Here is a 24,339-nt window from a genome sequence, read left to right on the forward strand (position 1 = left end):
CACAAACGTGAATCTGTTTTCTGACCGCCTTCGTTATGCTCGGCGCCAACGCGGCCTAAACCAGCAGGAGCTGGCCCAGGCCTGTGGCCTTTCGCAGGGCGCTATTTCCAACTACGAGAATGGCAGCCGCAAGTCCGCCAAGGATCTGGTTGCGCTTGCCCAGGTATTGAGGGTGAATGCGGCGTGGCTGGCCTATGGCACGGGCCCTATGGAGGCCGACGAATCAGGCTTGTCCCGCAATCGGATCAGCCAGCCCATGGCCATAATGCGGGGCCTGCCGTCCGGCTGGCCATTTACCGGCATCTCGGCCGATGAATACTGGGCATTGAGCCATGCCGAGCGCGCCATCATCGAAGACACGGTGATCAGCCTGACGCAGTCTTTTCAAAGAAAGCGCTAAGCCGGCCCGAACGACGCAAGCCGGCCAGCTCACATTATTTGCCGTGCCGCGCCGGCACGCCAATCACGCAGCCAATCAGCACCCTGGCTCCCCAAAAAAGAAAGCCCCCTTGCGGGGGCCTTCTTCTTCAGCCGTACAACGGCGCGGCTTACTATTTCTGGACCGCGTACAGATACAGCTCGACGCGCCTGTTCATGGCACGCCCTTCCGCCGTGGCGTTATCGCCCACAGGATTGCTGGGGCCGCGGCCTTCGGCCGTCAGATTGCTCGCCGGGACGCCCTTCTGCGCCAGATAGTTGGTGACGGCGGTGGCACGGTTCACCGACAATGTCTGGTTGACGGACGCCGAGCCAGTGCTGTCGGTATAGCCGATGGATTTCGCGCGCAGCTCTGGATGCTGGACAAGAGCGCGGGCAACGCTGTCAAGCACAGGCAGAAGCGCCGGCTTAAGCTGGTACTTGCCGGTATCGAACGACACATTGCTAGGAATGTTCACGCGCAGTGTGCCATCGGGCATCTCGGTCACGTCCACACCCAGATTGGACGCGCCCGACTGCTCCACATCGTTTTTCACCTTGGACCAGTTGTAGCCCGCGATGCCGCCAGCCACAGCGCCAATGCCGGCGCCGATGGCCGCCGCCTCGCTGCTATCGCCAATGAGCGCGCCAAGGCCGGCGCCCACTGCGGCTCCCGCGCCGGCACCCACGGCAGTCTTGCCGCCAGTGCCCATCTGGTTCATGTTCGCGCAGCCAGCCATCAAGGCAATCGCTGTGATTGCCGTGGCGAGTTGGCCTGTCCGCATGGTTACCTTCATGTCATTCTCCTTATTGCTAGTGGGCAGCGCAGTCTGCCTGGGCACCCATGCTAGCAATGATTCGCGAACACGGTGTTACATTGTTATTCAGGGTAAGCGGAATTGACTTTTATTGACGGTTTGGCGGCCGGCAACCGCCGTTTACGCCCGCCTTTCCAGGAGTAGCGCCAGGCCGCGAGAGGCCAGTGTCGGGAGGAAGGCTTGCGGCATCGCATGAACAAGGGCCGCATGCGCGGCCCTTGTTCGTCTGGTCTGTCCTTGATCAGAAAAGCTTGGCGCCGGATGCAGCCACGACTTCCTTGTACTTGGCCAATTCGCTCTTGACGAAAGCGGCAAATGCCTCGGGTGAATTGGGCTCCGCGGTCGACCCCATGGTGCGCAGGTTCTTGCGTACTTCCGGGTCCATCAGCGCCTTGGAATAGGCAGCATTCAGCTTGTCGATAATGGCCGGCGGCGTACCGCCCGTGGCAAACACGCCGAACCACGTTCCCAGGTCGAAGTTCTCGACGCCCGCTTCCTGCATGGTGGGCAGATCCGGATAAATGGTGGATCTGTCGGTTGTCGTGACCGCCAGCGCCTTGACCTTTCCATCATTGATCAAGCTGGCCGCCGATGCCAGATTATCGAACATGAAATTGACCTGGTCGGCAAGAAGCGCCAGTTTCGCGGGTGCCGCCCCAGCATAGGGAACATGGACGGTCTTGATGCCGGTGCGCACATTGAGCAGCTCGCCGGCCAGGTGGCCGGCGCTGCCGTTTCCACCCGATCCGAAGTTCAATTCGCCGTCATGCGCCTTGGCAAAGTCGACAAGATCCTGAACGCTGCCGATCTTGTTCTTGTCGGCAAACTCTTTGTTGACGATCAGCACGTTTGGTACCGATGCCACCAGCGTTACCGGCGAGAAGCTCTTGATCGGATCGAAATGCAAATCCTTGTAGAGCCAGGGGTTGATGGCGTTGATGGCCACGGCACCCATCATCAGCGTGTAACCGTCGGGTTTGGTCTTGGCCACATAGCTGGCGCCGATATTGCCGCCCGCGCCAGGCTTGTTTTCCACCACAACGCTGCCCAGGTCATCCTTGACCTTTTCAGCCATGAGGCGGGCCATGCCGTCAAGCGGACCGCCAGCGGAATACGGCACGACAAAAGTGATGGGCTTGGATGGGTAATCATCCGCGGCCTCCGCGGCATGGGCAGCCGGCAGTGCCAGGACAGTGGCTGCGAGCAGCGCGGCAACCTTGGAGGCAGGCTTCAAACGGGCAAACATATGAAATACCTTGTTATGTGTGGAGAAGGAAAGCCATAACCCTACACCAAATTCGGCCGTTCCGTCCAAGTGGACCGGCCGCCGGCAAACAGGGAAAGCAAATGCCGCAATCTCTGCCGAGCGGCGCACGGCAATCTGGCGCCCCCGGACGTCAGTGCAGAATCTGGCTCAGGAAAAGCTTGGTGCGTTCGTTCTGGGGGTTGTCGAAAAACTCGTCCGGCGTATTCTCTTCGATGATCTCACCCTGATCCATGAAAATGACGCGATCCGCAACCTTGCGCGCAAAACCCATCTCGTGCGTCACGCACAGCATGGTCATGCCGCTTTCCTGGGCCAAGCCCACCATGACGTCCAGCACCTCCTTGACCATTTCCGGGTCCAGCGCCGAGGTTGGCTCATCGAACAGCATGATCTTGGGGTTCATGCACAGCGAACGCGCAATGGCCACGCGCTGCTGCTGCCCGCCCGAAAGCTGCCCAGGATACTTGGACGCCTGATCGGGAATGCGCACGCGCTCCAGGTATTTCATGGCCGTGGCTTCAGCCTCCGCCTTAGGCTTCTTGAGCACCCATACCGGCCCCAGCGTCAAGTTCTCAAGCACGGTAAGGTGGGGAAAAAGATTGAAGTGCTGGAAAACCATGCCGACATCACGCCGTATGGCTTCGATCTGCTTCAGGTCGTTGGTGAGTTCCGTGCCATCCACGATGATCTGGCCCTGCTGATGCTCCTCAAGGCGATTGATGCAACGTATCATCGTGGATTTGCCCGACCCCGAAGGCCCGCAGATAACAATGCGCTCACTGGGTGCCACATCCAGGTTGATATTGCGCAGCACATGGAACTGGCCATACCATTTGTTGACGTCTTCCATGCGGATAATGGCCTCGGCCATGCTAGTACTCCCTCAACGCTCGTGCCCCCGCGCAAGCACATGCTCCAAGTGCCTGCTGTAGCGGGATATCGAAAAGCAGAAAATAAAGTAGATGACAGCAATGAACAGGTAGGCTTCCGTGCTGTACCCGCGCCATGCCGCATCCGACACAGCCGTCTTGGCCGCCTGAGTCAGGTCGAAAATACCAATGATCACAACCAGCGACGTATCCTTGAACAGGGCGATGAAAATACTGACCAGCGGCGGAATAACCACCTTCAGCGCCTGCGGCAGAATTATCTTGCGCATCTGCTGCCAGTAAGTCAGGCCGATCGAGTCGGCCCCCTCGTACTGCCCCTTGGGAATAGCCTGCAGGCCACCTCGCACCGTTTCGGCAATATAGGCGGCCGCAAACAGGATGATGGCGATCTGCGCGCGCAGCAGTTTGTCTATGCTGAACCCTTCCGGCAGAAACAGGGGAAGCATCACCGACGACATGAACAACAGGCTGATAAGCGGTACGCCGCGGATCAGCTCGATATAGATGACGCTGATTGCCTTGACCGCCGGCATGTTTGAGCGTCGTCCGAGCGCCAGCAGCAGGCCGAATGGAAATGCAAAGGCAATGCCAAAGGTGGACAGGATCAGCGTGAGCGGCAAGCCGCCCCAGCGGTCATTGGAGACGTACTGCAGGCCCAGCACCCCTCCCCACATAAGGACGGCCACCACCACTAGCGCGACGATCCAGATCAGGGCCAGCGACGGGCGCCAGAAGCGGCGCATGCAGCTGCAGATTATGACCGCCACCAGGATGACACTTGCAATCAATGGCCGCCATTGTTCCTCGTAGGGATAGACCCCAAATAGAATAAGCCGGTGCTTCTCGGCGATAAAAGCCCAGCATGCGCCGCCCGAAGCCCGGCACTCCTGGGATGTCGTCGCGCCGAAATCGGCTTTGATGAAAAGCCATTCGAACAGCGCCGGGATGGACATCAGCAGCAGCCATGCGATCAGCACGGTCACCAAGGCGTTGAGCGGCGTGGAAAACAGACGGGTGCGCAGCCAGCCAATGATGCCCTCGTGCATCTGGGGCGGACGGTCGCCCGAGTTCAGGGTAGCGGGATTGGCAGCCATCAACGCTCCACCAGCGCTATGCGCTTGTTGTACCAGTTCATGAATATGGAGATGGACAGGCTGACGGTCAGGTAGGCCGCCATGATAATGAGAATGCCTTCAATAGCCTGGCCAGTCTGATTCAAGGTGGTGTTGACCACGGAAACAATATCCGGATATCCAATTGCCACGGCCAGCGAACTGTTCTTGGTGAGATTCAGGTACTGGCTGGTCATGGGTGGCACAATCACGCGCAGCGCCTGCGGCAGAATCACCAGCCGCAACATGCGCCCACGCGGCAGCCCGAGCGAGCCGGCTGCCTCCCACTGCCCCTTGCTGACAGCCTGGATGCCCGAGCGCACCACCTCGCAAATGAATGCCGAAGTGTAAAGCACCAGACCGGCCAGCAGGGCAGCAAACTCAGGGCTGAGCGTAATGCCGCCCTGGAAATTGAAGCCCTTGAGTTCGGGGTATTCGATCTTGAGCTGCGCACCGCCCAGCAGCCAGGCCAGCACCGGCAGCGCGACAATCAGCAATACGGCCGTGCGCCCCAGCGGAAAGATCCTGCCTGTGGCTTCCTGACGCCTGCGGGCCCAATGCGCAATGGCCAGGATGGCCACAATGGCAATGCCCAGGCCAGCCAGCATCCAGTCTAGCCCGTCGCCAACCAGCGCGGGCAGCTTCAGCCCCCGGTTGGAAATGAAGATGCCTTGAATGGGGTGCAGTGCCTGCCTCGGGCCAGGCATGATTTCCGTGATGATGGCGTACCAGAAAAACAGCTGTAAAAGCAGCGGAATGTTGCGCATCACCTCTACATAGATGCCCGCCATGCGTGACACCAGCCAGTTGGAAGACAGACGCGCCACACCCAGGATGGTGCCGAATATCGTGGCCAGCACAATCCCGATGACCGACACACGCAGGGTATTCAGTATGCCTACCCAGATGGCACGACCGTAGGTATCGGCAGGCGTGTAGTCCACCATGGTTTCGCCGATGGCGAAGCCAGCCTCCCGGTGCAGAAAACCGAAACCGGTGGCGATGTTGCGAACAGCCAGATTGTGCAGTGTGTTGGAGACCAGATACCAGATGATGGCACCGACTATGCCTACAACCAGGACCTGATAAATCAGCGCGCGTATGCCAGGATCGTTCCAGGACAGGCGCCGCTTTGGACGGGGAGCGGGAGCTTTGGTCGCCATGGGTACCAGCTACAGAAAATGTAAACCGCGCCGCAGGCCTGAACCGCGCCAGCCACCGGCACGCCTCGGCGTCCGGATGACTGGGCAGGCGGGCCAGACGGATGGTCGGGCCCTTCCCGCGGCAACTCTGCCTGCGTCCGCCAGGCTTAGCGGATCGGCCAGGCGTACATCAGGCCGCCATCCTTCCATTGCGCGTTCAGGCCGCGCTCAAGCTTCATGGGTGTGCTCATGCCAAGATTGCGTTCGAACGACTCGCCATAGTTGCCCACCTGCTTGACGATGTTGTAAGCCCATTTCTTGTCCAGGCCGAGGCCTTTGCCCATTTCCCCTGTAACACCCAGGATTCGCTGGATATTGGGGTTGGAGCTCTTGAGCATCTCGTCGACATTCTTGGACGTAATGCCGTACTCTTCGGACTCGATCATGGCATTGAGCGCCCAGCGCACGACCATGAACCACGTATCGTCGCCCTGCCGCACCATGGGACCAAGCGGCTCCTTGGAAAAATCCTCCGGCAGAATCACATGGTCGTCCGGATTCGCAAGCGTGGTACGTATAGTGGCCAGACCCGATTTATCGGTTGTATAGGCATCGCACCGGCCCGCCGCGTAGGAGCGCATCGCTTCGTCCGGGCTGTTGATAACCACAGGCTTGAATTCGAGATTGTGCGAACGGAACCAGTCGGCCAGATTCAGTTCCGTCGTGGTGCCCGGCTGCACGCATACGGCTGCACCGCTCAGTTCCTTGGCACTCTTGATGCCCAGGCTCTTGGCCACCATGATGCCCTGGCTGTCATAGTAGTTGATGCCGGCGCTCATCAGACCCAGCGTGGTGTCGCGTGTCATGGTGGCGGTGGTATTGCGCGTCAGCACGTCGATCTCGCCAGACTGCAGCGCCGTGAAACGCTGCTGCGTCGTCACCGGCGTAGTCTTGAACTTGCTGGCATCGCCGAACATGGCGGCGGCAATCGCCCGACACATGTCAATGTCGATGCCGGACCATTGGCCCTTGCTGTCGGCAATGGAAAACCCCGGCAAGCCGGTATGCACGCCGCACTGGACGTAGCCTTTGGCCTTGACGGCATCATAAGTCTCTCCTGCCTGTGCCGCGGCGCCAAATGCAAAGATTGATAAACCCAGAGCTGCTGCTGTGACGAATTTCATAAGGGTACCTCTTGGTTGTAGGTATCATTTGACCAGCACGTGGCCGGGTGTGGCCGGTGCCAGCGAATCTTTTCGTTTTGCATCGTAGCTGTTGGTAATTATTAAAAACATGAGGGATATCCCTTGCGGAACGTTATCATTAGGCTTCACACATTTTTTCCGTCATGATCGAATTCCAGCACGTCTTCAAATCCTATGGGCGCGGGCGCAATATCCTCGCCGACATTAATTTTCGCGTCGAGCCCGGCGAGTTCATTTTCGTGTCCGGGCCTTCGGGAGCGGGTAAATCCACGCTGCTCAAACTCATAGGAGGCCTGGAGCCGCCCAGCCGCGGATCCGTGCATGTCAACGGCCATCGCATCGACAGGATGCCGGCCCGGGCGCGCCCTTACCTGCGCCGCGCCGTGGGCGTCATACTGCAGGACATGCATCTTCTTTATGACCGCAGTGCCATCGACAATGTCATGCTGCCGCTGGCGGTCATTGGTCTCGACAGACGCCAGGCCCGCAACCGCGCACGCGCGGCCATGGAAAAAGTAGGCCTGGCAGGCAAGGAGGACCTCAATCCTGTTGAAATATCAGGCGGCGAACAGCAGCGTTTGGCCATTGCACGGGCCATCGTCAACAGGCCAACCATTCTGATCGCCGACGAGCCCACGGCCAACCTCGACCAGGAAACCGGCCGCCGCATCCTGGATGTGTTCCGCGACTTCAACCGGGTCGGCGTCACCACGCTCATAGCGTCGCACGACAAGCCGCTGATGACCTCTTACGCATCGCGAACATTGCGCATAGAGGACGGCCGTTTCTTCGACTTGAGAGGTGTGGCATGAGACGCTGGCTCAGACAACACCGCTACGCATTGCGCGTTGCTTTGCGGCGGCTGCTCACGCAGCCCTTTTCGTCGCTGTCCAATATTATGGTCATCAGCCTGGCCTTGACCATCCCGCTGCTGGCCGCGTCCATCCTGGTCTCGGTACAGCCCGTCGCCCGCGATATCCCGGTATCGCCAGAGATCACGCTTTTCATGAAACTGTCGGCGCCGCCGTCCGCCGCAAATAGCCTGGCCGAGCGGCTGCGGCGCGACTATGCGGACGACATCCAGCAGGCGCGCGTCGTTACACGCGACCAGGCTCTGGAAAAGCTCAAGGACAACCCGTCCTGGCGCGATGCGCTGGCGGCCTTGCCGGGCAACCCGTTACCTGACGCGGTCGTCGTCACACTGCGCGAAACCGAAAATTTCTCCGGCGTCGCCACCACGCTGGCGCAATCGTGGCAGCAGCTCGATCAGGTGGACAAAGTACAGTTGGACAGCGAGTGGGTCCGCCGCCTCGAGGCTCTGCTGCGCTTTGCGCGTATCGGCCTGATTCTGCTGGCCGGCGGGGTCACCCTGGTCGTTCTGGCCACCGTTTTCAATACCGTGCGCATGCAGGCGCTGACACAAAGAGAGGAAATCGGCGTTGCGCGCCTGGTCGGCGCCACGGAATCCTTCGTCCGTCGGCCTTTCCTCTACCTGGGCGCGCTCAGCGGCCTGATATCCAGCGCCGTGGCTGTCGGGCTCGCCTCGCTTTGCCTGTTTCCCCTCAATGCCGCCCTGGCCAGGTTGGCCAGGAGCTATGGCGCAGAACTTGAACTGCACCTGCCCGACCGTCTCGACCTGCTGCTCAGCCTCCTGATCATCGTCATCCTGTGCGCACTGTCCGCCCGCTGGTCCGTAACGCGCAATACGCGGGTCTGATGGCTAACGTTCCCAAGGCTTCCCTGGGCGGGCGCCCGCTTGCGCAATCCGCTACGGACACCTCCGGCGGCAATACGATGCAGATGGCCTCCGCAGCGCCTGCTCCCCACATCACCAAGGAGTTCGCGGCAAAGATTGCGCGCTGGCAGATCCGACACGGCCGCCGCGGCCTGCCCTGGCAGGACACGCGCGACCCCTACCGGATCTGGCTGTCGGAAATCATGCTCCAGCAGACGCAAGTCAGTACTGTCGTAGGCTATTACGAGCGGTTCCTCAAACGCTTTCCCGATATCCAGACGCTGGCCAGCGCAACACAGGAAGAAGTCATGCCCTACTGGGCAGGGCTGGGCTACTACGCCCGCGCGCGCAATCTTCACCGTTGCGCTCAGGTGGTTTGCAATGAATGGGATGGGCGCTTTCCCGTTCAGGCCGCGGACATCGCCACCCTCCCCGGCATCGGCGCTTCCACGGCTGCCGCCATCGCAGCCTTTTCGCAAGGCGAACGCAGCCCCATCATGGACGGCAACGTGAGGCGCGTATTTGCGCGCTTTTTCGGCGTACACGGCCAGCCAGGCTTGCGTCGCACTGAAAATGCTCTCTGGGGGCTGGCTCGCGCCATGGTGGACAACGCACCCGCCGATCTGGACATGACGGCCTACACTCAGGGCCTGATGGATCTTGGCGCCATGGTCTGTACCCGCTCGCGGCCGCGCTGCGATGCTTGCCCGCTCACTCAAGACTGCCATGCCCGGCAGCATGGCTGCCAGCAGTCGTTACCCACGCCGCGCGCAAAAAAGCCCATACCTCAACGAAACTGTGCCATGCTGGTTGCGGTGTGCGATGATCAGATACTGCTTGAGGAGCAACCTTCGCCAGGCATCTGGGGCGGCCTTTGGAGCCTTCCACGCTTTGATCAGGCCCAGGATCTGCAGGCTGCCTGCGGCGCGGCGGGTTCTCCGCAACGCATGGCGGGCCTGACGCACGTCTTCACACACTTCCGGCTGGATATAGACCCGTGGCTGCTGCAAGCCAGCCACGTCCCGCCCGCCTTGCGAGAAACCGATGCCAGGGCCTGGGTTCCCATAGCCTCCCTAGCGGATACCGCGCTGCCCGCGCCCGTGCGCAAGATATTGACGGGCCTGTTTCCGGCGCAGTCCGGCGCCTGATCGGCCTCAATCGGCCGGCAGCAGGCTTTCAGTGTCGCACAGGCCGGTAATGCCCGATGCTCATCAGCAGCCCGCTGGCTATGCCCAATGTCATCAAGGCCGTCCCGCCGTAGCTCATGAAAGGCAACGGCACCCCGACCACCGGCAATATGCCGGTTACCATGCCGACGTTCACAAAGACATAGGCAAAGAACATCATGGCCATGGATCCGGCCATCAGCCGGCCAAACTGGGTATGCGCCCGCATGGCAATGGTCAGGCCGCGGGCGATGATCAACAGATAGAGCACCAGCATCATGATTCCTCCGTACAGGCCGAACTCCTCGGCGTAGACGGCAAAAATGAAGTCGGTGGTGCGTTCGGGGATGAAGTCCAGGTGGGTCTGCGTGCCCTTCATGTAGCCTTTTCCATAAATGCCTCCGGATCCGACGGCTATCATGGATTGAATGGTGTGAAAGCCCTTGCCCAAGGGGTCGGAACTCGGGTCGAGCAATGTGCAAACCCGGAATTTCTGGTAATCGTGCAGTACCACCCAATCGACATCGGGCTGGCAGATGTCCTTCTCGTAGTAAACCAGCGTGCCCAAGCCAATGACGATGGCGATGGTGAGCGGTATGAGCAACCGGAATGACAGGCCGCCAAAATAGATGACGAAAAAGCCCGTGGCAAAGACCAACAGGGCCGTGCCCAGGTCAGGCTGCAGGACGATGAGCCCAAACGGAACGGCAAGGAGTACGCCGGCCACCAGAAAGTCCACCACGCGCAGACGGCCCTGATTCCGATGGAAATACCAGGCCAGCATCATGGGGGCAGCGATCTTGAGCATTTCCGATGGCTGGATGCGCACCACACCCAAGTCCAGCCAGCGCGTCGCACCCTTGCTGGTCTCGCCAAAAAATTCCACGCCAAGCAGCAGCAGCACGCCCAGGCCATAGAAATACGGCGCCATTTTCATTAATACAGGCGGCGGCGTCATGGCAATCGCCCACATTACAACAAGGGCAATCAGGAAATTGCGGGACTGATCGGCAAAACGCCAGTCGGTTCCGCCGACGGCCGAATGCATGACGGTCAGCCCCAGCAGCGCCATCATGACCAGCAGCGCCAGCAGCGGCGGATCAAAGGCGCCAAAGGCGCGATGCAGCCAGTAGAGTATGCGTTTCATCGGCCTGCCTCCGTGCTGGCGGGATCGGTTTCCGGCCGCGCGACCGGCGGCGTATGGCGGGGGGCATCAGGCGCATTGCCATCGTGGGCATCCCGGATTTTTGCCTCGGCGGCCTCAACGCCCGCCAGGCCGCCAGACGCAACGGCCCCCACCGCATCCGCCGCAAGCTCACGGGCCCGCCGCCTGTCCGGATCGAGCCAGTAATCGAAAATGGTACGCGCAATGGGCGCTGCCACGGTGGCGCCCCACCCGCCGTTTTCAACGATCAGGGCCACCGCGATCTGGGGATTTTCCACCGGGGCGTATGCCATGAACAGGGAATGGTCGCGCAGACGCTCATCAAGCTGGTCAGCGCGATATCGCTCTCCCCGCAAGCTGAATACCTGGGCCGTACCGGTCTTGCCAGCCGCCTGGTATGTGGCGCCCTTAAAAGCGGCACGGGCCGTCCCGACGCGAACCACATCCGCCATGGCATCGTGGATGACCTTCAGGTTCTCAGGCTTTAGCGGAATGGTGTACATGGGCTTGGTCACAGTAGGCTTGAGCCGCCCCGTGCGCACATCCTCCACGTCGCTGACAAGGTGAGGGCGCATATAAACGCCATTGTTGGCAAGCACGGCCGTAGCCTGCGCAAGCTGCAACAGCGTGAACGCGTTATATCCCTGGCCCACCGCCACCGATACCGATTCCCCGGCATACCAGTGCTGCTGCTCGGGCTTCTTGTAGGTTTTCCGCTTCCATTCCTTCGAGGGCAGAATGCCCCGACGCTCGCCGTCCAGATCTATGCCGGTGATCTGTCCGAAACCGAACTGCTTTGTGAAGTCGTGCAGCCTGTCCACGCCGATTTCAGGTCCCAGCGAATAGAAATACGTATCGGACGACTTCACGATGGCGCGATGCATGTCGGTGGGGCCATACACGGCGCCGCCCGCATTGCGAAAGCGCTGGCCTCCGAGTTCGAAATAGCCTGGATCCGGAATGCGTTCGGTGGCCGACCGCACACCCAGTTCAAGCGCAGCCAGAGCAACGAATGGCTTGTATGTCGAGCCAATGGGATAGGTGCCGTACAACGGCCGGTTAATCAGGGGATGGTCGGGGGACTCATTGAGCTTGCGCCAGTTTTCGACATCGATGCCGTCTATGAACAGATTCGGATCGAACGATGGTGCCGATACAAACGCCAGCACTTCTCCCGTGCGCGGCTCGATGGCCACCAAGGCGCCGCGCTCGCCCTTGAACTGCGCTTCGGCAACCTTCTGCAGGTTGATATCCAGCGATAGATGCAAGTTGGCGCCCGGAAGGGGATCGACCCGGCTCAAGGTTCGGACGGGCCGGCCCGTCGCCGTGACTTCGACCTCCTCTATTCCCGTACGGCCATGCAGCGCCTCTTCCCAGGTTTTTTCTATCCCTTTCTTGCCTATGGTATTGCTGCCGCGGTAGTTGCCAAGACGCCCCTCCTTCTCGAGCATGTCCTGGTCCGCTTCCGAGATGCGCCCCACATAGCCCAGGACGTGCGCGGCGGCCTCGCCTTCGGGGTACTCCCGCACCCATCTTGCACTCAACTCCACACCTGGGAACTTGTAGGCGTGGGCGGCAAACCAGGAAGCCTCGACGTCGTTCAGGTTGTTCCGCAGCACAATGGAGGAATAGCGCCCGGTCTGGCCGACATTGCGGACAAAGCGGCGGCGGTCTCCCGCGCTCAGGTATACAAGATGACCCAGGTCGTCGAGCATCTGCGCCACATCGCGGTCCATGTTGGCGGGCGTTACCGACAACGTGTAATCGCGATAATTGCGCGCGAGCACCACGCCGTTCCGGTCAAGAATTTCCCCCCGCCTCGGCGGCAGCGGGACAATGGCGATACGGTTGCGGTCGGCCCTTGCGGCCAGACCCTCGTAGCGGACCACCTGCAGATACCATAGCCGCGCGGCCAGGCCCAGGAAGCACACCATGACGAACGCGCCCGCCACCAGGGCGCGTATCATCATGCGCCGCTTCTGGTGGTGGGTGGTTTTCTTGAACTCGAACATAGGCTCTCGCGTCGACCTAGACCGAGCCCGCGTCTTTCTCGTCCAGCCTACGCTGGGGCAGCAACAGAAGGATGTCAGCCAGCGGCCAGAGCACCGCGGTGAACAACACGGACCAAAGCCACTGCCAGCCTCCCCACTCGCCTGCAACCCAGGCGTAGACAAGCTGGCCCAGCGTTTCGGACACCAGAAACACAGGCAGCATGTGCATGGCCTGGATGACCGCATTGAAATGCTGGAGGCGCCGGTGCAGCATGACGGCACCGTAGGCGGCGAGGGAATAGACCAGGGCATGGCCGCCCAGCAGCATGCCGTCGTGCACGTCCATAAGCAAGCCAAACACAAAGGCGGTGAGCATGGTTACACGCTGGGGCTCATGCAGGCACCAAAAGGCGAGCACCAGCAGCAGCAGGTCGGGCGCAGGCTGCCAGAGACGCCATGGCAACAGCGAAATCAGCCATATCAGAATGACAGTGAACCAGACGAACAGCCAGTTGGACGGCCGCTTGAACGGAGAGGTGTCGATGGGTTCGAGCGAGCTGAGCGACGACGCGGGCCGGCGCAGCACGCGCGCCCTATTGTCCGATTGCGGGGACATGGCTCAGTCCTTCCTGATCAAGATCCTGCGGCGATACATCGACCAGCAGGACCAGAAAATGCCGGTGGCGCTCCGGATGCGACAAGGGGGTGGCCCGCGCAAGGGCAAAGCCCGTGGCTGGATCGCGCACGATGGTGTCGACCGTGGCGACAGAGAGCCCCGCCGGAAAGAGCCCGCCTATGCCGCTGGTAATGAGCACATCGCCGGGCACCAGGTCGACATCACCCGTAAGATAGCGCACTTCGACCTTGCCGGATACATTGCCGCCGAAGGCAATGAGCCGCAGTCCGTTGCGCAGCACCTGGACGGGTATGGACACCGTGTCGTCCGTAAGCAAAGCCGCCTCGGAGGTGAAAGGCGTGACGCGCACTATCTGCCCGACTATGCCGCCCTCGTCGATAAGCGGCATCCCCGGCTTGATGCCGCTGGACGATCCCTTGTTGAAAATCAGGTGGCGCGAGAACGCATTGGGCGGCTCGTAAAGCACTTCGACCGCGACGGACGGCTGGGTCACTTCGTCCGCCACTTTCAGCAGGCGGCGAAGCTGTTCGTTTTCGGTGGCAAGCTGTGCCGCATGGGTGGACAGCTGCGCCAGTTCGATGCGCTGGCGCTGCAGGGCCTCTTTCTCGGAACGCGCAAGCGATGCGGCGTCCTTCCAGTCGTTGAAGTGCTCCACCGCATCGCGCGGCGCAAGCATAAGGCGCTGGAAGGGATACAGAAAGACGGAAATGGCCTGCCTGGCGGGTTCAAGCACCGCCCAGCGTGCGTCGCCCACCAGAAGGGCCACGGCCAGAATCACAAGCACGAGCAGCCGCAGTTCGGCAGTGGGGCCGCGCTTGAAGAGCCTGATCGTGCCGGATTCTTGCATGGGGAAAAGAACTAAATGGCCCGGCGCCCCGCCTGCCGGGCCCGGAAAGCAGAGAATCAGTCGTAAATAAACACCGTGCCCAGGCGCTCGAGGTGCTCGAGAGCCTCCCCGCAGCCGCGCACAACGCACGTGAGAGGATCTTCAGCCACAACAACCGGCAGGCCGGTTTCCTCTTGGAGCAGCCGGTCGAGATCGTGCAGCAAGGCGCCCCCGCCGGTGAGCGCAATACCCTTGTCCGTGATATCGGCGCCAAGTTCCGGTGGCGTCTGCTCCAATGCCGTCTTGACGGCGGACACGATCTGGTTGAGCGGATCGGTGAGCGATTCGAGAATTTCGTTGGACGATACCGTGAAACTGCGGGGAACGCCCTCGGAAAGATTGCGGCCCTTGACCTCGATCTCGCGGATTTCCGAGCCCGGAAAAGCTGAGCCGATCTGCGTCTTGATGAGCTCGGCGGTAGGTTCGCCGATAAGCATGCCGTAATTGCGGCGGATGTAGTTGATGATCGCTTCGTCGAACTTGTCTCCGCCGACGCGCACCGAACCCTTGTACACCATGCCGCCCAGGGAGATGATGGCCACTTCGGTGGTACCGCCACCGATGTCCACCACCATGGATCCGCTGGCGTCGGATACGGCCAGCCCGGCGCCGATGGCCGCCGCCATGGGCTCTTCGATGAGATAGACCTGGCTGGCCCCCGCGCCCAGCGCCGACTCGCGGATTGCGCGCCGCTCGACCTGGGTGGAGCCGCAAGGCACGCAGACAATGATGCGCGGACTGGGTGCGAACATACTGCGCGGATGCACCATACGGATGAACTGCTTGAGCATTTGCTCGGTGACGGTGAAATCGGCGATGACACCGTCCTTCATGGGCCGGATGGCCTCGATGTTGCCCGGTACGCGGCCCAGCATCTGCTTGGCTTCGCGCCCGACCGCCTGAATGATTTTCTTGCCGCTGGGGCCGCCGTCGTGGCGAATGGCGACGACCGATGGCTCATCCAGCACGATACCCTTGCCGCGAACGTAGATAAGGGTATTGGCGGTACCGAGGTCGATCGCCATGTCGGTGGAAAAGTAACTGCGAAGGAATCCGAACATGGGCGCTCGATGATATCAAAGGAATACAGAAGGGAATCCGTCAGCGCGGGGCAGCCGACCAGCCCAGCATAGGCGCCTGAAATTTGACTAACGAATTAAACCAGCAATGATAACTTATAATTGCCTCTGAAATAGCTCAATTAACGGCATATTTATTATGTAACCAGGGCCTCTCGCCTCCAACGGCACCGCGGCCCTCCGTCGCAACCCCTTTCCCATCCCTCGCATCCATGGCAATCACCGAGCAAGATGTGGCCCGCATCGCACGCCTGGCCAGCATCGAACTGACTTCCGAGCAAAGCGCGCAGGCACAGGCCGAGCTGAACGGCATCCTGCAGCTCATCCAGCAGCTCCAGGCTGTCGACACCCAGGGCATCGAACCCATGGCACACCCTCTCGCGGCGCACCAGGACATTAGCCTGCGCCTGCGGCCAGACGCGGCTGCCGCCACGCATACCGCTGAACAGCGCGATGCGCTCATGGCCAATGCGCCTGCCCGGCACGAAGGCCTCTTCCTGGTCCCCACGGTCATCGAATAACAAAGCGATCCAGTATGTCCCTGCACACCGAATTCGACAGCATCGCCGCCATGCGCGACGCATTGCGCGCACATCGCGTCAGCGCTCGCGAGCTTGCCTCCAGCGCGCTGCAGGCAGCCCAGGCGGCCCAGTCGCTTAATGTCTTCCTGCATATAGATCCAGCACTTACCTTTGCCCAGGCCGATGAAGCCGACAGCCTGCTCGCCGCCGGCGCCAAGGCCGCCCCACTGGCGGGCATCCCCATTGCCCACAAAGACTTATTCGTCACGCAAGGCTGGCGCAGCACGGCCGCCAGCAAAATGCTGGCTGGCTATGTCAGCCCTTTCGACGCTACGGTGGTCAGCAGGCTGCGCGAAGCGGGCGCCGTCAGCCTGGGCAAGCTCAACTGCGATGAATTCGCCATGGGTTCGGGCAACGAGAACTCCGCCTTCGGCCCAGTGCGCAACCCCTGGGATCACGACGCCGTGCCGGGCGGCTCGTCGGGCGGGTCTGCAGCGGCAGTGGCGGCAGGCCTGGTCATGGCGGCCACAGGCACAGATACCGGGGGCTCAGTGCGCCAGCCAGCTGCCCTGTGCGGTGTCAGCGGCATCAAGCCCACTTACGGCACGGTCTCGCGCTTCGGCATGATTGCCTACGGCTCTAGCCTGGATCAGGCCGGCCCACTCGCCCGCCATGCGCGCGACCTGCTTGAATTATTGGATCCCATGAGCGGATTCGACCCCCGCGACGCCACCAGCCTCGAAACCTGCGACGGCCAAACCAATGCGCCCGGCCGCATCCGTGCGCAGTTCCAAGCCCAGGCAGAACGCTGTCAGCAAGCAGGCAGCCAGCCCTTGAAAGGGCTGCGTATCGGTGTACCCGCCGAATTCTTTGGCCCAGGTCTGGCGCCCGATGTCGCCAGCGCCATTGAAGCGGCCCTCGCCAGCTTCGAAGCCATGGGCGCAGAACGCGTTGGCATCTCCCTACCCCGCACCGAGCTGGCCATACCCACTTACTACGTCATCGCCCCCGCCGAGGCTTCCAGCAACCTGTCCCGCTACGACGGCGTTCGCTACGGCCATCGCGCCGCCCAATATGGCGACGTGGCCGAAATGACCAGCCGATCCCGCACCGAAGGCTTCGGCTCGGAGGTCCTGCGCCGCATCATGGTCGGCACCTACGTCTTGTCCCATGGCTACTACGACGCCTATTATCTGCAAGCCCAGCGGGTGCGCCGCATGATCGTCAATGACTTCCAGCAGGCTTTTGCCCACCAATGCGACGTCATCATGGGCCCCGTCACGCCGACCGTCGCCAAGCGCATAGGCGAAAACCGCGAGGATCCCGTCGCCGACTGGCTGGCCGATATCTACACGCTGGGCGTCAGCCTCGCCGGCCTGCCCGCGATGTCGCTGCCCTGCGGTTTTGGCGGCGAAAGCGGCCGGCTGCCCATAGGCCTGCAGGTCATCGGCAACTACTTCAGCGAAGGCAAGCTGCTGGCGCTGGCCGACTGCTTCCAGCAGGCAACAGACTGGCATCAACGCAAACCGGAACACGCATAATGGAATGGGAAATCGTCATCGGGCTGGAAACGCACGTACAGCTTTCCACCCAGTCCAAGATTTTTTCTGACAGCAGCACGCGCTTTGGCGCTCTGCCCAATACGCAGGCCAATGAGGTCGACATGGCGCTCCCGGGCAGCCTGCCGGTGCTCAATCGCGGCGCTGTCGAGCGGGCCATTCAGTTCGGCCTGGCCGTCGATGCCCACGTTGCTCCCCTGTCGGTATTCGCGCGCAAAAATTATTTCTATCCTGACCTTCCCAAGAACTATCAGATCAGCCAGTTCGAGATTCCCGTCGTCCAGGGAGGCAAGATCTCCTTTTTCGTCGACGGCGTCGAGAAAACCATCAACCTGACCCGGGCTCACCTGGAGGAGGATGCGGGCAAGTCTCTGCATGAAAACTTCCGTGGCCCTCACGGCGAATCATCAACCGGCATCGACCTCAATCGCACCGGCACCCCGCTGCTTGAAGTCGTCTCCGAACCCGAGATGCGCTCGGCTGCCGAAGCGGTGGCGTACGGGCGCGCCCTGCATGCGCTGGTCGTGTGGCTGGGTATCTGCGACGGCAATATGCAGGAAGGATCTTTCCGCATGGATGCCAATGTCTCCGTGCGCCCCAAAGGCCAGGCGGAATTCGGTACCCGCACGGAAACCAAGAACGTCAACTCCTTCCGCTTCCTTGAGCGCGCCATCCAGTACGAAGTTCGCCGACAGATAGAAATACTGGAAGATGGCGGAAAAATCGTGCAGGAAACCCGCCTGTATGATGCAGATCGCGACGAAACACGAAGCATGCGCAGTAAAGAGGATGCGCATGACTACCGTTATTTTCCAGATCCCGACCTGCCTCCGCTGATCATCGCCACGGAGTGGGTGGAGCAAGTGCGCAACAGCATGCCGGCGTTGCCGGCCCAAAAACGCGCGCGCTTCGAGCGCGATCTTGGCTTGACTGCCTACGACGCCGCCCAGCTCACCATGGACCGGGCGATGGCAGACTATTTCGAGGCCTGCGCCGCCGCGCTGCCGGCTGGTCAGGCCAAGTTGGCCGCCAACTGGCTGCTGGGCGAGGTATCGGCAGCGCTGAATCGTGAAGAGCGCGAAATTTCCTCGTGCCCGGTCGAACCAGCAAGGCTGGCGGCACTCATTGCCCGCATCATAGACGGCACCATCTCAAACAAGATGGCGCGCGATGTTTTCAGTGCCATGTGGGCGGGCGAAAACGGCGGCGACCCCGACGCCATCATCGAAGCTCGCGGCCTCAAGCAAATCAGCGATACGGGCGCCATCAGCGGCATGATAGACGAGGTCCTGGCGGCGCATCCGGCCATTGTCGAGGAGTACCGCGCGGGCAAGCAGAAAGCCTTTAATTCGCTGGTTGGCCAGGTCATGAAAGCGGCCAAAGGCAAGGCAAACCCGCAACAGGTCAATGAGCTGCTCAAGCAAAAGCTGAGCTAGGCGCAGGGCGTCAGGTCGTGCCGCACACGCCTGACGCGCGGCAGAGCCTACACGCCATAGCGGGAGCGGTAGGCAGCCACGGCCTCTTTGTGCTCGCCAAGCGCAGGATCATCGCGCAGCACTGCCATGATGTCTTCCAGCGATGCAATACTCACCACGGGCATGCCGTAGGTGGCGGCCACGTCCTGTACGGCGGAATGCGCCGACAATGCATCGTCGGCCCCCGCGCGCTCCATGCGATCCAGGGCAATGACCACGGCGGCCGGCTCCGCGCCGGCGTTGCGAATGATATCCACAGACTCCCGCACTGACGTGCCGGCGGTTATGACATCGTCTATGATGACCACCCTGCCCTGCAGCGGCGCGCCCACCAGCGTTCCGCCTTCCCCATGATCCTTGGCCTCCTTGCGATTGAAGGCAAAGGGCACGTCACCTGTCCAGCCAGGATGATCAGCCAGCGCCACCGCCGTGGCTGTCGACAACGGAATCCCTTTGTAGGCGGGCCCGAACAGCATGTCGAAGGCCAATCCGGAATCGACAAGCGCCTGGGCATAGAAACCGCCGAGCCGACCCACCGAACGGCCGGTGTTGAACAAGCCCGCATTGAAGAAATAGGGGCTGATGCGGCCTGACTTGACTTTGAAGCTGCCAAAGCGCAATACGCCCTGTTCCAGCGAAAAACGAACGAAATCGGCGCGGTGACTTGAAGGACTCATAATAAATGGTGTTTGGGAAAACCGACATTATCGTACATCGATATACTTTTTCGCAGACCTTCCATTACACTGCCCATGCCGATGGGCCGATTCGCGCCAGACGGCTATCTTTCAATTGGGGGTCACCATGAGTTCGAATGCATGCACCATCTGGACGCCACGTGTATTGAGTATCTTGCGTATCGTTTCAGGTTATCTGCTCCTGCTGCACGGCACCGCCAAGCTGTTCGGCGTGCCCCATGTGGGCATGTTCGACGGCCTGCAGCTCGCCTCCCTTATGGGCGTGGCGGGCATCATCGAGCTCGTGTGCGGCGCGCTGCTTCTGATTGGCCTGTTTACCCGTCCCGCCGCATTTCTGGCATCCGGCTTCACGGCGGCAGCCTACTTTATTGGCCATGTGGCAGCCAAGGGCGCCCTGTTCCTGCCGGTGCTCAATGGCGGCGACGCGGCCATTCTGTACTGCTTTGCCTACCTGTATATTTTCTTCGCAGGCCCTGGCCCGTGGAGCGTGGATTCGGCACGCAACAAGGCATAGCCACCACAAACGCATTCAATCCGTCATAAATGCCGTGCGGCACCTGGCAGACAGCCGGGTGCCGTTCGAAGCCATATTCACTCTTTCCGGAACCTATCATGCTGCGTGTCATATCGGCGAATCTCAATGGCATCCGCTCCGCCGTCAACAAAGGCTTTCTCGACTGGCTGCCCAAGCAGAATGCCGATTTCGTCTGTATGCAGGAGCTCAAGGCTCAGGCAGACAACCTGACAGCGGCGATGCTCAACCCCGAGGGCTATTACGGCTTTTTCCACTACGCCGAGAAGAAGGGCTACAGCGGCGTGGGGCTCTATGCACGCACGCAGCCGCTGAAAATCATTCAGGGCCTTGGCGTGCCCGAAATCGATGCCGAAGGGCGCTATCTCGAACTCGTCTACGATACGCTATCCATCATCTCGGTTTACCTGCCCTCCGGCAGCAGCGGAGACCATCGCCAGGCCGCCAAGTACGTGTTCATGGAGCATTTCTTCGCGCACCTCGAGAACCTTGCCCGCTGTGGCCGCCAGGTGATTCTGTGCGGCGACTGGAACATCGCCCACAAGGAAATCGACCTGAAAAATTGGAAAGGCAACCGCAAGAACAGCGGGTTCCTGCCCGAGGAACGTGCCTGGCTTACACACGTTTTCGACGACATAGGCTGGGTGGATGTATACCGCAGCCTCTATCCAGATGCCACTGGCGACGCTTATACCTGGTGGAGCAACCGCGGGCAGGCATGGGCCAAAAACGTAGGCTGGCGCATTGATTACCAGATCGCGACACCAGCCATCGCCGCCACGGCGCAGCAAGCAACCATCTACAAGGACGAACGCTTCAGCGACCATGCGCCGCTGATCATCGATTACGACTATGAATGACGGGCGTAAGCACGGCGCTTTCACGTACTGCGTTACCATAGCTCATGACCTTTCAGATGGAGTTCCGATCAATGCAACTATCCGATTTCCCCATCACCAGCAAATGGCCGGCTCGTCATCCAGACCGCATCCAGCTGTACTCGCTGCCTACACCCAATGGCGTCAAGGTATCCATCATGCTGGAGGAAACCGGCCTGCCCTACGAAGCACATCTGGTCAGTTTCGACACAAACGACCAGACGTCGCCGGAATTTCTCTCCCTGAATCCCAACAACAAGATCCCTGCCATCATCGACCCACAAGGCCCGGACGGGCAACCGCTGCCGCTTTTTGAGTCCGGCGCGATCCTCGTCTATCTTGCCGACAAGTCAGGCCGCTTTCTTTCGCCGAACGCCGGCGAACGCTATCAGACATTGCAATGGCTGATGTTTCAAATGGGCGGTATCGGCCCCATGTTCGGCCAGGTCGGCTTCTTCCACAAATTCGCCGGCAAGGATTTCGAGGACAAGCGCCCGCGCGACCGCTACGTCAATGAGTCTCGCAGGCTGCTCAAGGTATTGGATAGCCATCTGAAAGACCGTGCCTGGATCATGGGTGACGAGTACAGCATTGCGGACATCGCCACCTTTCCATGGATACGCAACCTCGTCGGCTTCTATGGTGCCGGCGATCTGGTGGGTTTCGGCGACTTCAAGGACGTCCAGCGCGTTCTGGATGCCTTCGTCGCCCGCCCCGCCGTGCAGAAGGGCCTGAATATTCCGCCTCGCGGCTAATACAGTCTAATAATTGCGCATTTCTGAGCGAAGATGTCGAACGTTATCAGACATCTTCGTACACTTATAATCTTGAGTAACTGCAAGGGCTCAGCCAGATATACGCGCGGATAATGTACTTATCCTAGTCTTTAATACTCCAGGGTGGCCGACAGCATGAATGTCCGCGGTGTGCTCAAGACAAGATACCCACTCCCTGGAAAACCGCCCGCAGAAGCCCAATAATTCTTGTCTGCAACGTTGATTACATTTGCCCGCAGTGTGAGCAAATGGCCGCCCACATCAGTCATGTAGCGAGCACCAACATCAAACCGGGTCCACGAGGGCAATTTTTGCGTATTAGCGGCATCCGCATACTCAGATGATGTATAAACCGCACGGCCCGTTAAAGTAAGTCCGTCCACTTTAGGGACATCCCACTCCACCCCAAAATTTGCCATGGTACGTGGCACACCAATAACGCGATTTCCGTCAGTAACTCCAGCTTGCGTATTCATTTGCTCCGCGTCGAGCCAAGTTACACCACCCAAAAGACGCAAACCACGCAGGGGTTCACCAAACATCATCAGCTCTACACCACGATTTCGTTGATCACCATAAGGCCCATACAAATTTGTTGTGGGATCGATATAAGCCAGCGGCTGCTTGGTCGTAAATAGTGCCAAGCTTCCTCCAAAACGGCCACCATCATATTTGACTCCAACCTCTTTCTGCTTGGTGCGAACTGCTTCAAACGTTTCCCCCAGATTGGCTGGTGGGGGAAAGCCAGAAGCAGGGCCGATCGTGGTCAGACCTTCAATGTAGTTTGCATATAATGAAATTTCATCCGTTGCCTTGAACACAACTCCAGCGACAGGGGTTGTGCGACTGGTCGACGTACGCGGAGGCGTATATTCGCCGGTTGCAGCGTCGTACGATTTGTTCTCGATTTTTTGATGACGCAATCCGGCAGTCAGTAATACACGATCATTGAGGAGCGATAGCGTATCCGAGATTGCATAGCTGGCTGTCGTCGTGCTGGACTGCATATATGGATTATCGAGGTCGCCGGCTGCGATCCACGGCACCTGCGGCTTCGCGACATAGCGCGGGTCGTATAAATTGGACGTGCCCGCATCTGAAAAGAACACGTAAGCGTTACGACTTTCGAAATTATAGTAGTTGGCCGAGGCATTTATGGTATGTCCGACACCTCCAGTGTCGAACTTAGCTCTCAAGCCAATTTCTCCCGTTTTTATCAGATCCTTTCTTCCGAACGTCGAGCTTGACACCGACATATCACCAGCGGAATTTAGAACTGTCAGCGAAGAAAGAAACGAAGATTCTTTGCTACTTCTTGCACCCACAGCAGCCCACGCAGTCACTTTATCAGTCAGATCCACTTCACCCCGAATCGTACCGAATACATCTCTCTCATTCGAGTATGTGAAATCGGGTGCAAGACTGTTACTCGAGTCGGGGGCATCAGGGATCGCTAACCCGGGGCTGATTGTCACGCTTGGCTGGCTACGATCCAGGTTATGCTCCTGCCAGCCTATGTCTGCAGATAAACGCACTCTTTCGCCGCGCCAGTCCAAACCAAGCCCAAGCATATTCAGCTCGCGGTGTTCATCCTCCACCGCCGTACCTCCCGCATGACGCGCAGCGTTGATACGAATGCCTGTGCTGTCATCAGGGCCAAAACGCCGAGCCAGATCTACTGACGCATAGCCTTGATTACCACTTTCCCACCCTAAAGTAGCAAGTGACAATGGTTCATTGGGAGCGCGCTTGGGTACCACGTTGACAGATCCGCCGACGCCACTATTTCCCGGTGCGGCACCATTCAGAAATGCGCTTGCGCCACGAAACACATCCAACCTCTCGATAAACTCACTCGCCAGATACTGACGTGGCAGAAGCCCATAGAGGCCGTTATACGTTATATCGTCGGAGTACAGAGGAAACCCGCGGATCATATAGACCTGCTGGTAATTTCCATATCCGCGGGCGTTTCGGACTGCTGGATCATTCTGAAGAATGTCCCCCACACTTCCAGCCTGCTGATCTTGTATCAGCTGACTTGTGTACTGAGTGCTACTGAAAGGGCTATCCATACTATCAATATTGCCGAGGATGCCGACGCGGCTTCCCTGCGAGACTTGCCCTCCTGCATAAACAGGAGACAGCCCGCTGGCCGACGCATCCGCGCTTGCCTGCACGGTCACAGTTTCAAGTGTCTCTACACTATCGTGTGATGTCGAATCTGACACAGTCTGCGCTTGTGCTGCGGCAGCCAAGGACAACGACGCGGCAATCCACGCGGCGGAACGCATCTGGGTGACGTAGCGGGAAACACGAGGCAGGCGGTGAGAAATGAAGGGCAATGTCTTGATAGGCATAATCGAGGGCAGGCCTTTGGTGAAGATCAC

Annotated in this window: 23 protein-coding genes; 10 read left to right on the forward strand and 13 right to left on the reverse strand. The window is 60.0% G+C overall.

Annotated features, from left to right (window positions below; genetic code table 11):
* Positions 1–7: 7 nt before the first annotated feature.
* Positions 8–400 carry a helix-turn-helix domain-containing protein gene (locus ERD78_RS04895; protein WP_167668842.1) on the forward strand — a complete coding sequence of 131 codons (393 nt, stop codon included), beginning with the start codon at positions 8–10 and terminating at the stop codon, positions 398–400.
* 151 nt (positions 401–551) lie between these two features.
* Here ERD78_RS04895 and ERD78_RS04900 read toward each other — a convergent pair whose 3' ends face one another.
* The 6 genes from ERD78_RS04900 to ERD78_RS04925 all read right to left on the reverse strand — a co-directional run bounded on the left by ERD78_RS04900 (position 552) and on the right by ERD78_RS04925 (position 6,830).
* A complete protein-coding gene (locus ERD78_RS04900) occupies positions 552–1,214 on the reverse strand; it encodes a YiaD family glycine zipper/OmpA-like lipoprotein (protein ID WP_180029187.1) in 663 nt (220 codons plus the stop codon).
* 262 nt (positions 1,215–1,476) lie between these two features.
* Positions 1,477–2,481 (reverse strand): Bug family tripartite tricarboxylate transporter substrate binding protein, encoded by a 1,005-nt coding sequence (locus tag ERD78_RS04905; protein WP_129968105.1) that lies wholly within the window; start codon positions 2,479–2,481, stop codon positions 1,477–1,479.
* Between the two features lie 151 nt (positions 2,482–2,632).
* A complete protein-coding gene (locus ERD78_RS04910; protein ID WP_129968106.1) occupies positions 2,633–3,373 on the reverse strand; it encodes an amino acid ABC transporter ATP-binding protein in 741 nt (246 codons plus the stop codon).
* A 12-nt stretch (positions 3,374–3,385) separates the two neighbouring features.
* Entirely contained in the window at positions 3,386–4,486 is a 1,101-nt protein-coding gene (locus ERD78_RS04915) for an amino acid ABC transporter permease (protein WP_129968107.1), read from the reverse strand.
* The gene (locus ERD78_RS04920; protein ID WP_129968108.1) at positions 4,486–5,667 is read right to left on the reverse strand and encodes an amino acid ABC transporter permease; all 1,182 of its coding nucleotides are present in this window, start codon (positions 5,665–5,667) and stop codon (positions 4,486–4,488) included. The genes ERD78_RS04915 and ERD78_RS04920 overlap by 1 nt, the downstream gene beginning before the upstream one ends.
* A 146-nt stretch (positions 5,668–5,813) precedes the next feature.
* On the reverse strand, positions 5,814–6,830 hold the full coding sequence (locus ERD78_RS04925) for an amino acid ABC transporter substrate-binding protein (RefSeq protein ID WP_129968109.1): 1,017 nt from the start codon (positions 6,828–6,830) through the stop codon (positions 5,814–5,816).
* Positions 6,831–6,994: 164 nt separating this feature from the next.
* Between ERD78_RS04925 and ERD78_RS04930 the strand changes: the two genes are divergently transcribed.
* The 3 genes from ERD78_RS04930 (at position 6,995) to mutY (ending at position 9,734) form a co-directional block, all read left to right on the forward strand.
* Positions 6,995–7,663 carry a cell division ATP-binding protein FtsE gene (locus tag ERD78_RS04930; protein ID WP_129968110.1) on the forward strand — a complete coding sequence of 223 codons (669 nt, stop codon included), beginning with the start codon at positions 6,995–6,997 and terminating at the stop codon, positions 7,661–7,663.
* Positions 7,660–8,568, forward strand: coding sequence for a cell division protein FtsX (locus tag ERD78_RS04935; protein WP_129968111.1), 909 nt, complete (start codon positions 7,660–7,662; stop codon positions 8,566–8,568). Before ERD78_RS04930 ends, ERD78_RS04935 begins: the two co-directional genes overlap by 4 nt.
* Positions 8,569–8,651: 83 nt before the next feature.
* The gene (mutY, locus tag ERD78_RS04940; RefSeq protein ID WP_129968354.1) at positions 8,652–9,734 is read left to right on the forward strand and encodes an A/G-specific adenine glycosylase; all 1,083 of its coding nucleotides are present in this window, start codon (positions 8,652–8,654) and stop codon (positions 9,732–9,734) included.
* 28 nt (positions 9,735–9,762) lie between these two features.
* Here the strand turns inward: mutY and rodA are convergent, their stop codons facing one another.
* From rodA to ERD78_RS04965, 5 genes are read right to left on the reverse strand one after another with little or no spacing between them, the layout of a single operon-like run.
* Positions 9,763–10,899 carry a rod shape-determining protein RodA gene (gene rodA, locus ERD78_RS04945; RefSeq protein ID WP_129968112.1) on the reverse strand — a complete coding sequence of 379 codons (1,137 nt, stop codon included), beginning with the start codon at positions 10,897–10,899 and terminating at the stop codon, positions 9,763–9,765.
* Entirely contained in the window at positions 10,896–12,929 is a 2,034-nt protein-coding gene (gene mrdA / locus ERD78_RS04950; protein WP_129968113.1) for a penicillin-binding protein 2, read from the reverse strand. The genes rodA and mrdA overlap by 4 nt, the downstream gene beginning before the upstream one ends.
* A gap of 16 nt (positions 12,930–12,945) precedes the next feature.
* On the reverse strand, positions 12,946–13,524 hold the full coding sequence (gene mreD / locus ERD78_RS04955) for a rod shape-determining protein MreD (RefSeq protein ID WP_129968114.1): 579 nt from the start codon (positions 13,522–13,524) through the stop codon (positions 12,946–12,948).
* Positions 13,502–14,392 carry a rod shape-determining protein MreC gene (gene mreC, locus ERD78_RS04960; RefSeq protein WP_129968115.1) on the reverse strand — a complete coding sequence of 297 codons (891 nt, stop codon included), beginning with the start codon at positions 14,390–14,392 and terminating at the stop codon, positions 13,502–13,504. Before mreC ends, mreD begins: the two co-directional genes overlap by 23 nt.
* A 56-nt stretch (positions 14,393–14,448) precedes the next feature.
* On the reverse strand, positions 14,449–15,492 hold the full coding sequence (locus ERD78_RS04965) for a rod shape-determining protein (RefSeq protein ID WP_129968116.1): 1,044 nt from the start codon (positions 15,490–15,492) through the stop codon (positions 14,449–14,451).
* Between the two features lie 230 nt (positions 15,493–15,722).
* On the opposite strand from ERD78_RS04965, the gene gatC reads away from it, so the two are divergent.
* From gatC to gatB, 3 genes are read left to right on the forward strand one after another with little or no spacing between them, the layout of a single operon-like run.
* Positions 15,723–16,031: an Asp-tRNA(Asn)/Glu-tRNA(Gln) amidotransferase subunit GatC gene (gene gatC, locus ERD78_RS04970; RefSeq protein WP_129968117.1), complete on the forward strand. Its 309-nt coding sequence runs from the start codon at positions 15,723–15,725 to the stop codon at positions 16,029–16,031.
* Positions 16,032–16,045: 14 nt separating this feature from the next.
* The gene (gatA, locus tag ERD78_RS04975; protein ID WP_129968118.1) at positions 16,046–17,572 is read left to right on the forward strand and encodes an Asp-tRNA(Asn)/Glu-tRNA(Gln) amidotransferase subunit GatA; all 1,527 of its coding nucleotides are present in this window, start codon (positions 16,046–16,048) and stop codon (positions 17,570–17,572) included.
* A complete protein-coding gene (gene gatB / locus ERD78_RS04980) occupies positions 17,572–19,026 on the forward strand; it encodes an Asp-tRNA(Asn)/Glu-tRNA(Gln) amidotransferase subunit GatB (RefSeq protein WP_129968119.1) in 1,455 nt (484 codons plus the stop codon). The genes gatA and gatB overlap by 1 nt, the downstream gene beginning before the upstream one ends.
* Positions 19,027–19,073: 47 nt before the next feature.
* Here gatB and pyrE read toward each other — a convergent pair whose 3' ends face one another.
* Positions 19,074–19,742: an orotate phosphoribosyltransferase gene (gene pyrE / locus ERD78_RS04985; RefSeq protein WP_129968120.1), complete on the reverse strand. Its 669-nt coding sequence runs from the start codon at positions 19,740–19,742 to the stop codon at positions 19,074–19,076.
* 127 nt (positions 19,743–19,869) lie between these two features.
* Between pyrE and ERD78_RS04990 the strand changes: the two genes are divergently transcribed.
* The 3 genes from ERD78_RS04990 to ERD78_RS05000 all read left to right on the forward strand — a co-directional run bounded on the left by ERD78_RS04990 (position 19,870) and on the right by ERD78_RS05000 (position 21,928).
* Positions 19,870–20,277 (forward strand): DoxX family protein, encoded by a 408-nt coding sequence (locus ERD78_RS04990; RefSeq protein ID WP_129968121.1) that lies wholly within the window; start codon positions 19,870–19,872, stop codon positions 20,275–20,277.
* Between the two features lie 98 nt (positions 20,278–20,375).
* The gene (locus ERD78_RS04995; RefSeq protein WP_129968122.1) at positions 20,376–21,155 is read left to right on the forward strand and encodes an exodeoxyribonuclease III; all 780 of its coding nucleotides are present in this window, start codon (positions 20,376–20,378) and stop codon (positions 21,153–21,155) included.
* Positions 21,156–21,226: 71 nt separating this feature from the next.
* A complete protein-coding gene (locus ERD78_RS05000) occupies positions 21,227–21,928 on the forward strand; it encodes a glutathione S-transferase N-terminal domain-containing protein (protein WP_129968123.1) in 702 nt (233 codons plus the stop codon).
* Positions 21,929–22,059: 131 nt separating this feature from the next.
* On the opposite strand, the gene ERD78_RS05005 is transcribed toward ERD78_RS05000, so the two are convergent.
* Positions 22,060–24,339, reverse strand: coding sequence for a TonB-dependent receptor (locus ERD78_RS05005; RefSeq protein ID WP_245152329.1), 2,280 nt, complete (start codon positions 24,337–24,339; stop codon positions 22,060–22,062).

This window comes from Allopusillimonas soli (assembly GCF_004153445.1).
Classification (GTDB): Bacteria; Pseudomonadota; Gammaproteobacteria; order Burkholderiales; family Burkholderiaceae_B; genus Allopusillimonas; species Allopusillimonas soli.

Bases quoted from the DNA above. Each gene is read 5' to 3' on its own strand.
- ERD78_RS04930 (WP_129968110.1), top strand. From the start codon at position 6,995: ATGATCGAATTCCAGCACGTCTTCAAATCCTATGGGCGCGGGCGCAAT.
- pyrE (WP_129968120.1), bottom strand. From the start codon at position 19,742: ATGAGTCCTTCAAGTCACCGCGCCGATTTCGTTCGTTTTTCGCTGGAA.
- gatB (WP_129968119.1), top strand. From the start codon at position 17,572: ATGGAATGGGAAATCGTCATCGGGCTGGAAACGCACGTACAGCTTTCC.
- gatA (WP_129968118.1), top strand. From the start codon at position 16,046: ATGTCCCTGCACACCGAATTCGACAGCATCGCCGCCATGCGCGACGCA.
- mreC (WP_129968115.1), bottom strand. From the start codon at position 14,392: ATGCAAGAATCCGGCACGATCAGGCTCTTCAAGCGCGGCCCCACTGCC.
- gatC (WP_129968117.1), top strand. From the start codon at position 15,723: ATGGCAATCACCGAGCAAGATGTGGCCCGCATCGCACGCCTGGCCAGC.
- ERD78_RS04935 (WP_129968111.1), top strand. From the start codon at position 7,660: ATGAGACGCTGGCTCAGACAACACCGCTACGCATTGCGCGTTGCTTTG.
- ERD78_RS04995 (WP_129968122.1), top strand. From the start codon at position 20,376: ATGCTGCGTGTCATATCGGCGAATCTCAATGGCATCCGCTCCGCCGTC.
- mutY (WP_129968354.1), top strand. From the start codon at position 8,652: ATGGCCTCCGCAGCGCCTGCTCCCCACATCACCAAGGAGTTCGCGGCA.
- ERD78_RS04905 (WP_129968105.1), bottom strand. From the start codon at position 2,481: ATGTTTGCCCGTTTGAAGCCTGCCTCCAAGGTTGCCGCGCTGCTCGCA.
- ERD78_RS04925 (WP_129968109.1), bottom strand. From the start codon at position 6,830: ATGAAATTCGTCACAGCAGCAGCTCTGGGTTTATCAATCTTTGCATTT.
- rodA (WP_129968112.1), bottom strand. From the start codon at position 10,899: ATGAAACGCATACTCTACTGGCTGCATCGCGCCTTTGGCGCCTTTGAT.
- ERD78_RS04990 (WP_129968121.1), top strand. From the start codon at position 19,870: ATGAGTTCGAATGCATGCACCATCTGGACGCCACGTGTATTGAGTATC.
- mreD (WP_129968114.1), bottom strand. From the start codon at position 13,524: ATGTCCCCGCAATCGGACAATAGGGCGCGCGTGCTGCGCCGGCCCGCG.
- ERD78_RS04920 (WP_129968108.1), bottom strand. From the start codon at position 5,667: ATGGCGACCAAAGCTCCCGCTCCCCGTCCAAAGCGGCGCCTGTCCTGG.
- mrdA (WP_129968113.1), bottom strand. From the start codon at position 12,929: ATGTTCGAGTTCAAGAAAACCACCCACCACCAGAAGCGGCGCATGATG.
- ERD78_RS04910 (WP_129968106.1), bottom strand. From the start codon at position 3,373: ATGGCCGAGGCCATTATCCGCATGGAAGACGTCAACAAATGGTATGGC.
- ERD78_RS04965 (WP_129968116.1), bottom strand. From the start codon at position 15,492: ATGTTCGGATTCCTTCGCAGTTACTTTTCCACCGACATGGCGATCGAC.
- ERD78_RS05000 (WP_129968123.1), top strand. From the start codon at position 21,227: ATGCAACTATCCGATTTCCCCATCACCAGCAAATGGCCGGCTCGTCAT.
- ERD78_RS04915 (WP_129968107.1), bottom strand. From the start codon at position 4,486: ATGGCTGCCAATCCCGCTACCCTGAACTCGGGCGACCGTCCGCCCCAG.
- ERD78_RS04900 (WP_180029187.1), bottom strand. From the start codon at position 1,214: ATGAAGGTAACCATGCGGACAGGCCAACTCGCCACGGCAATCACAGCG.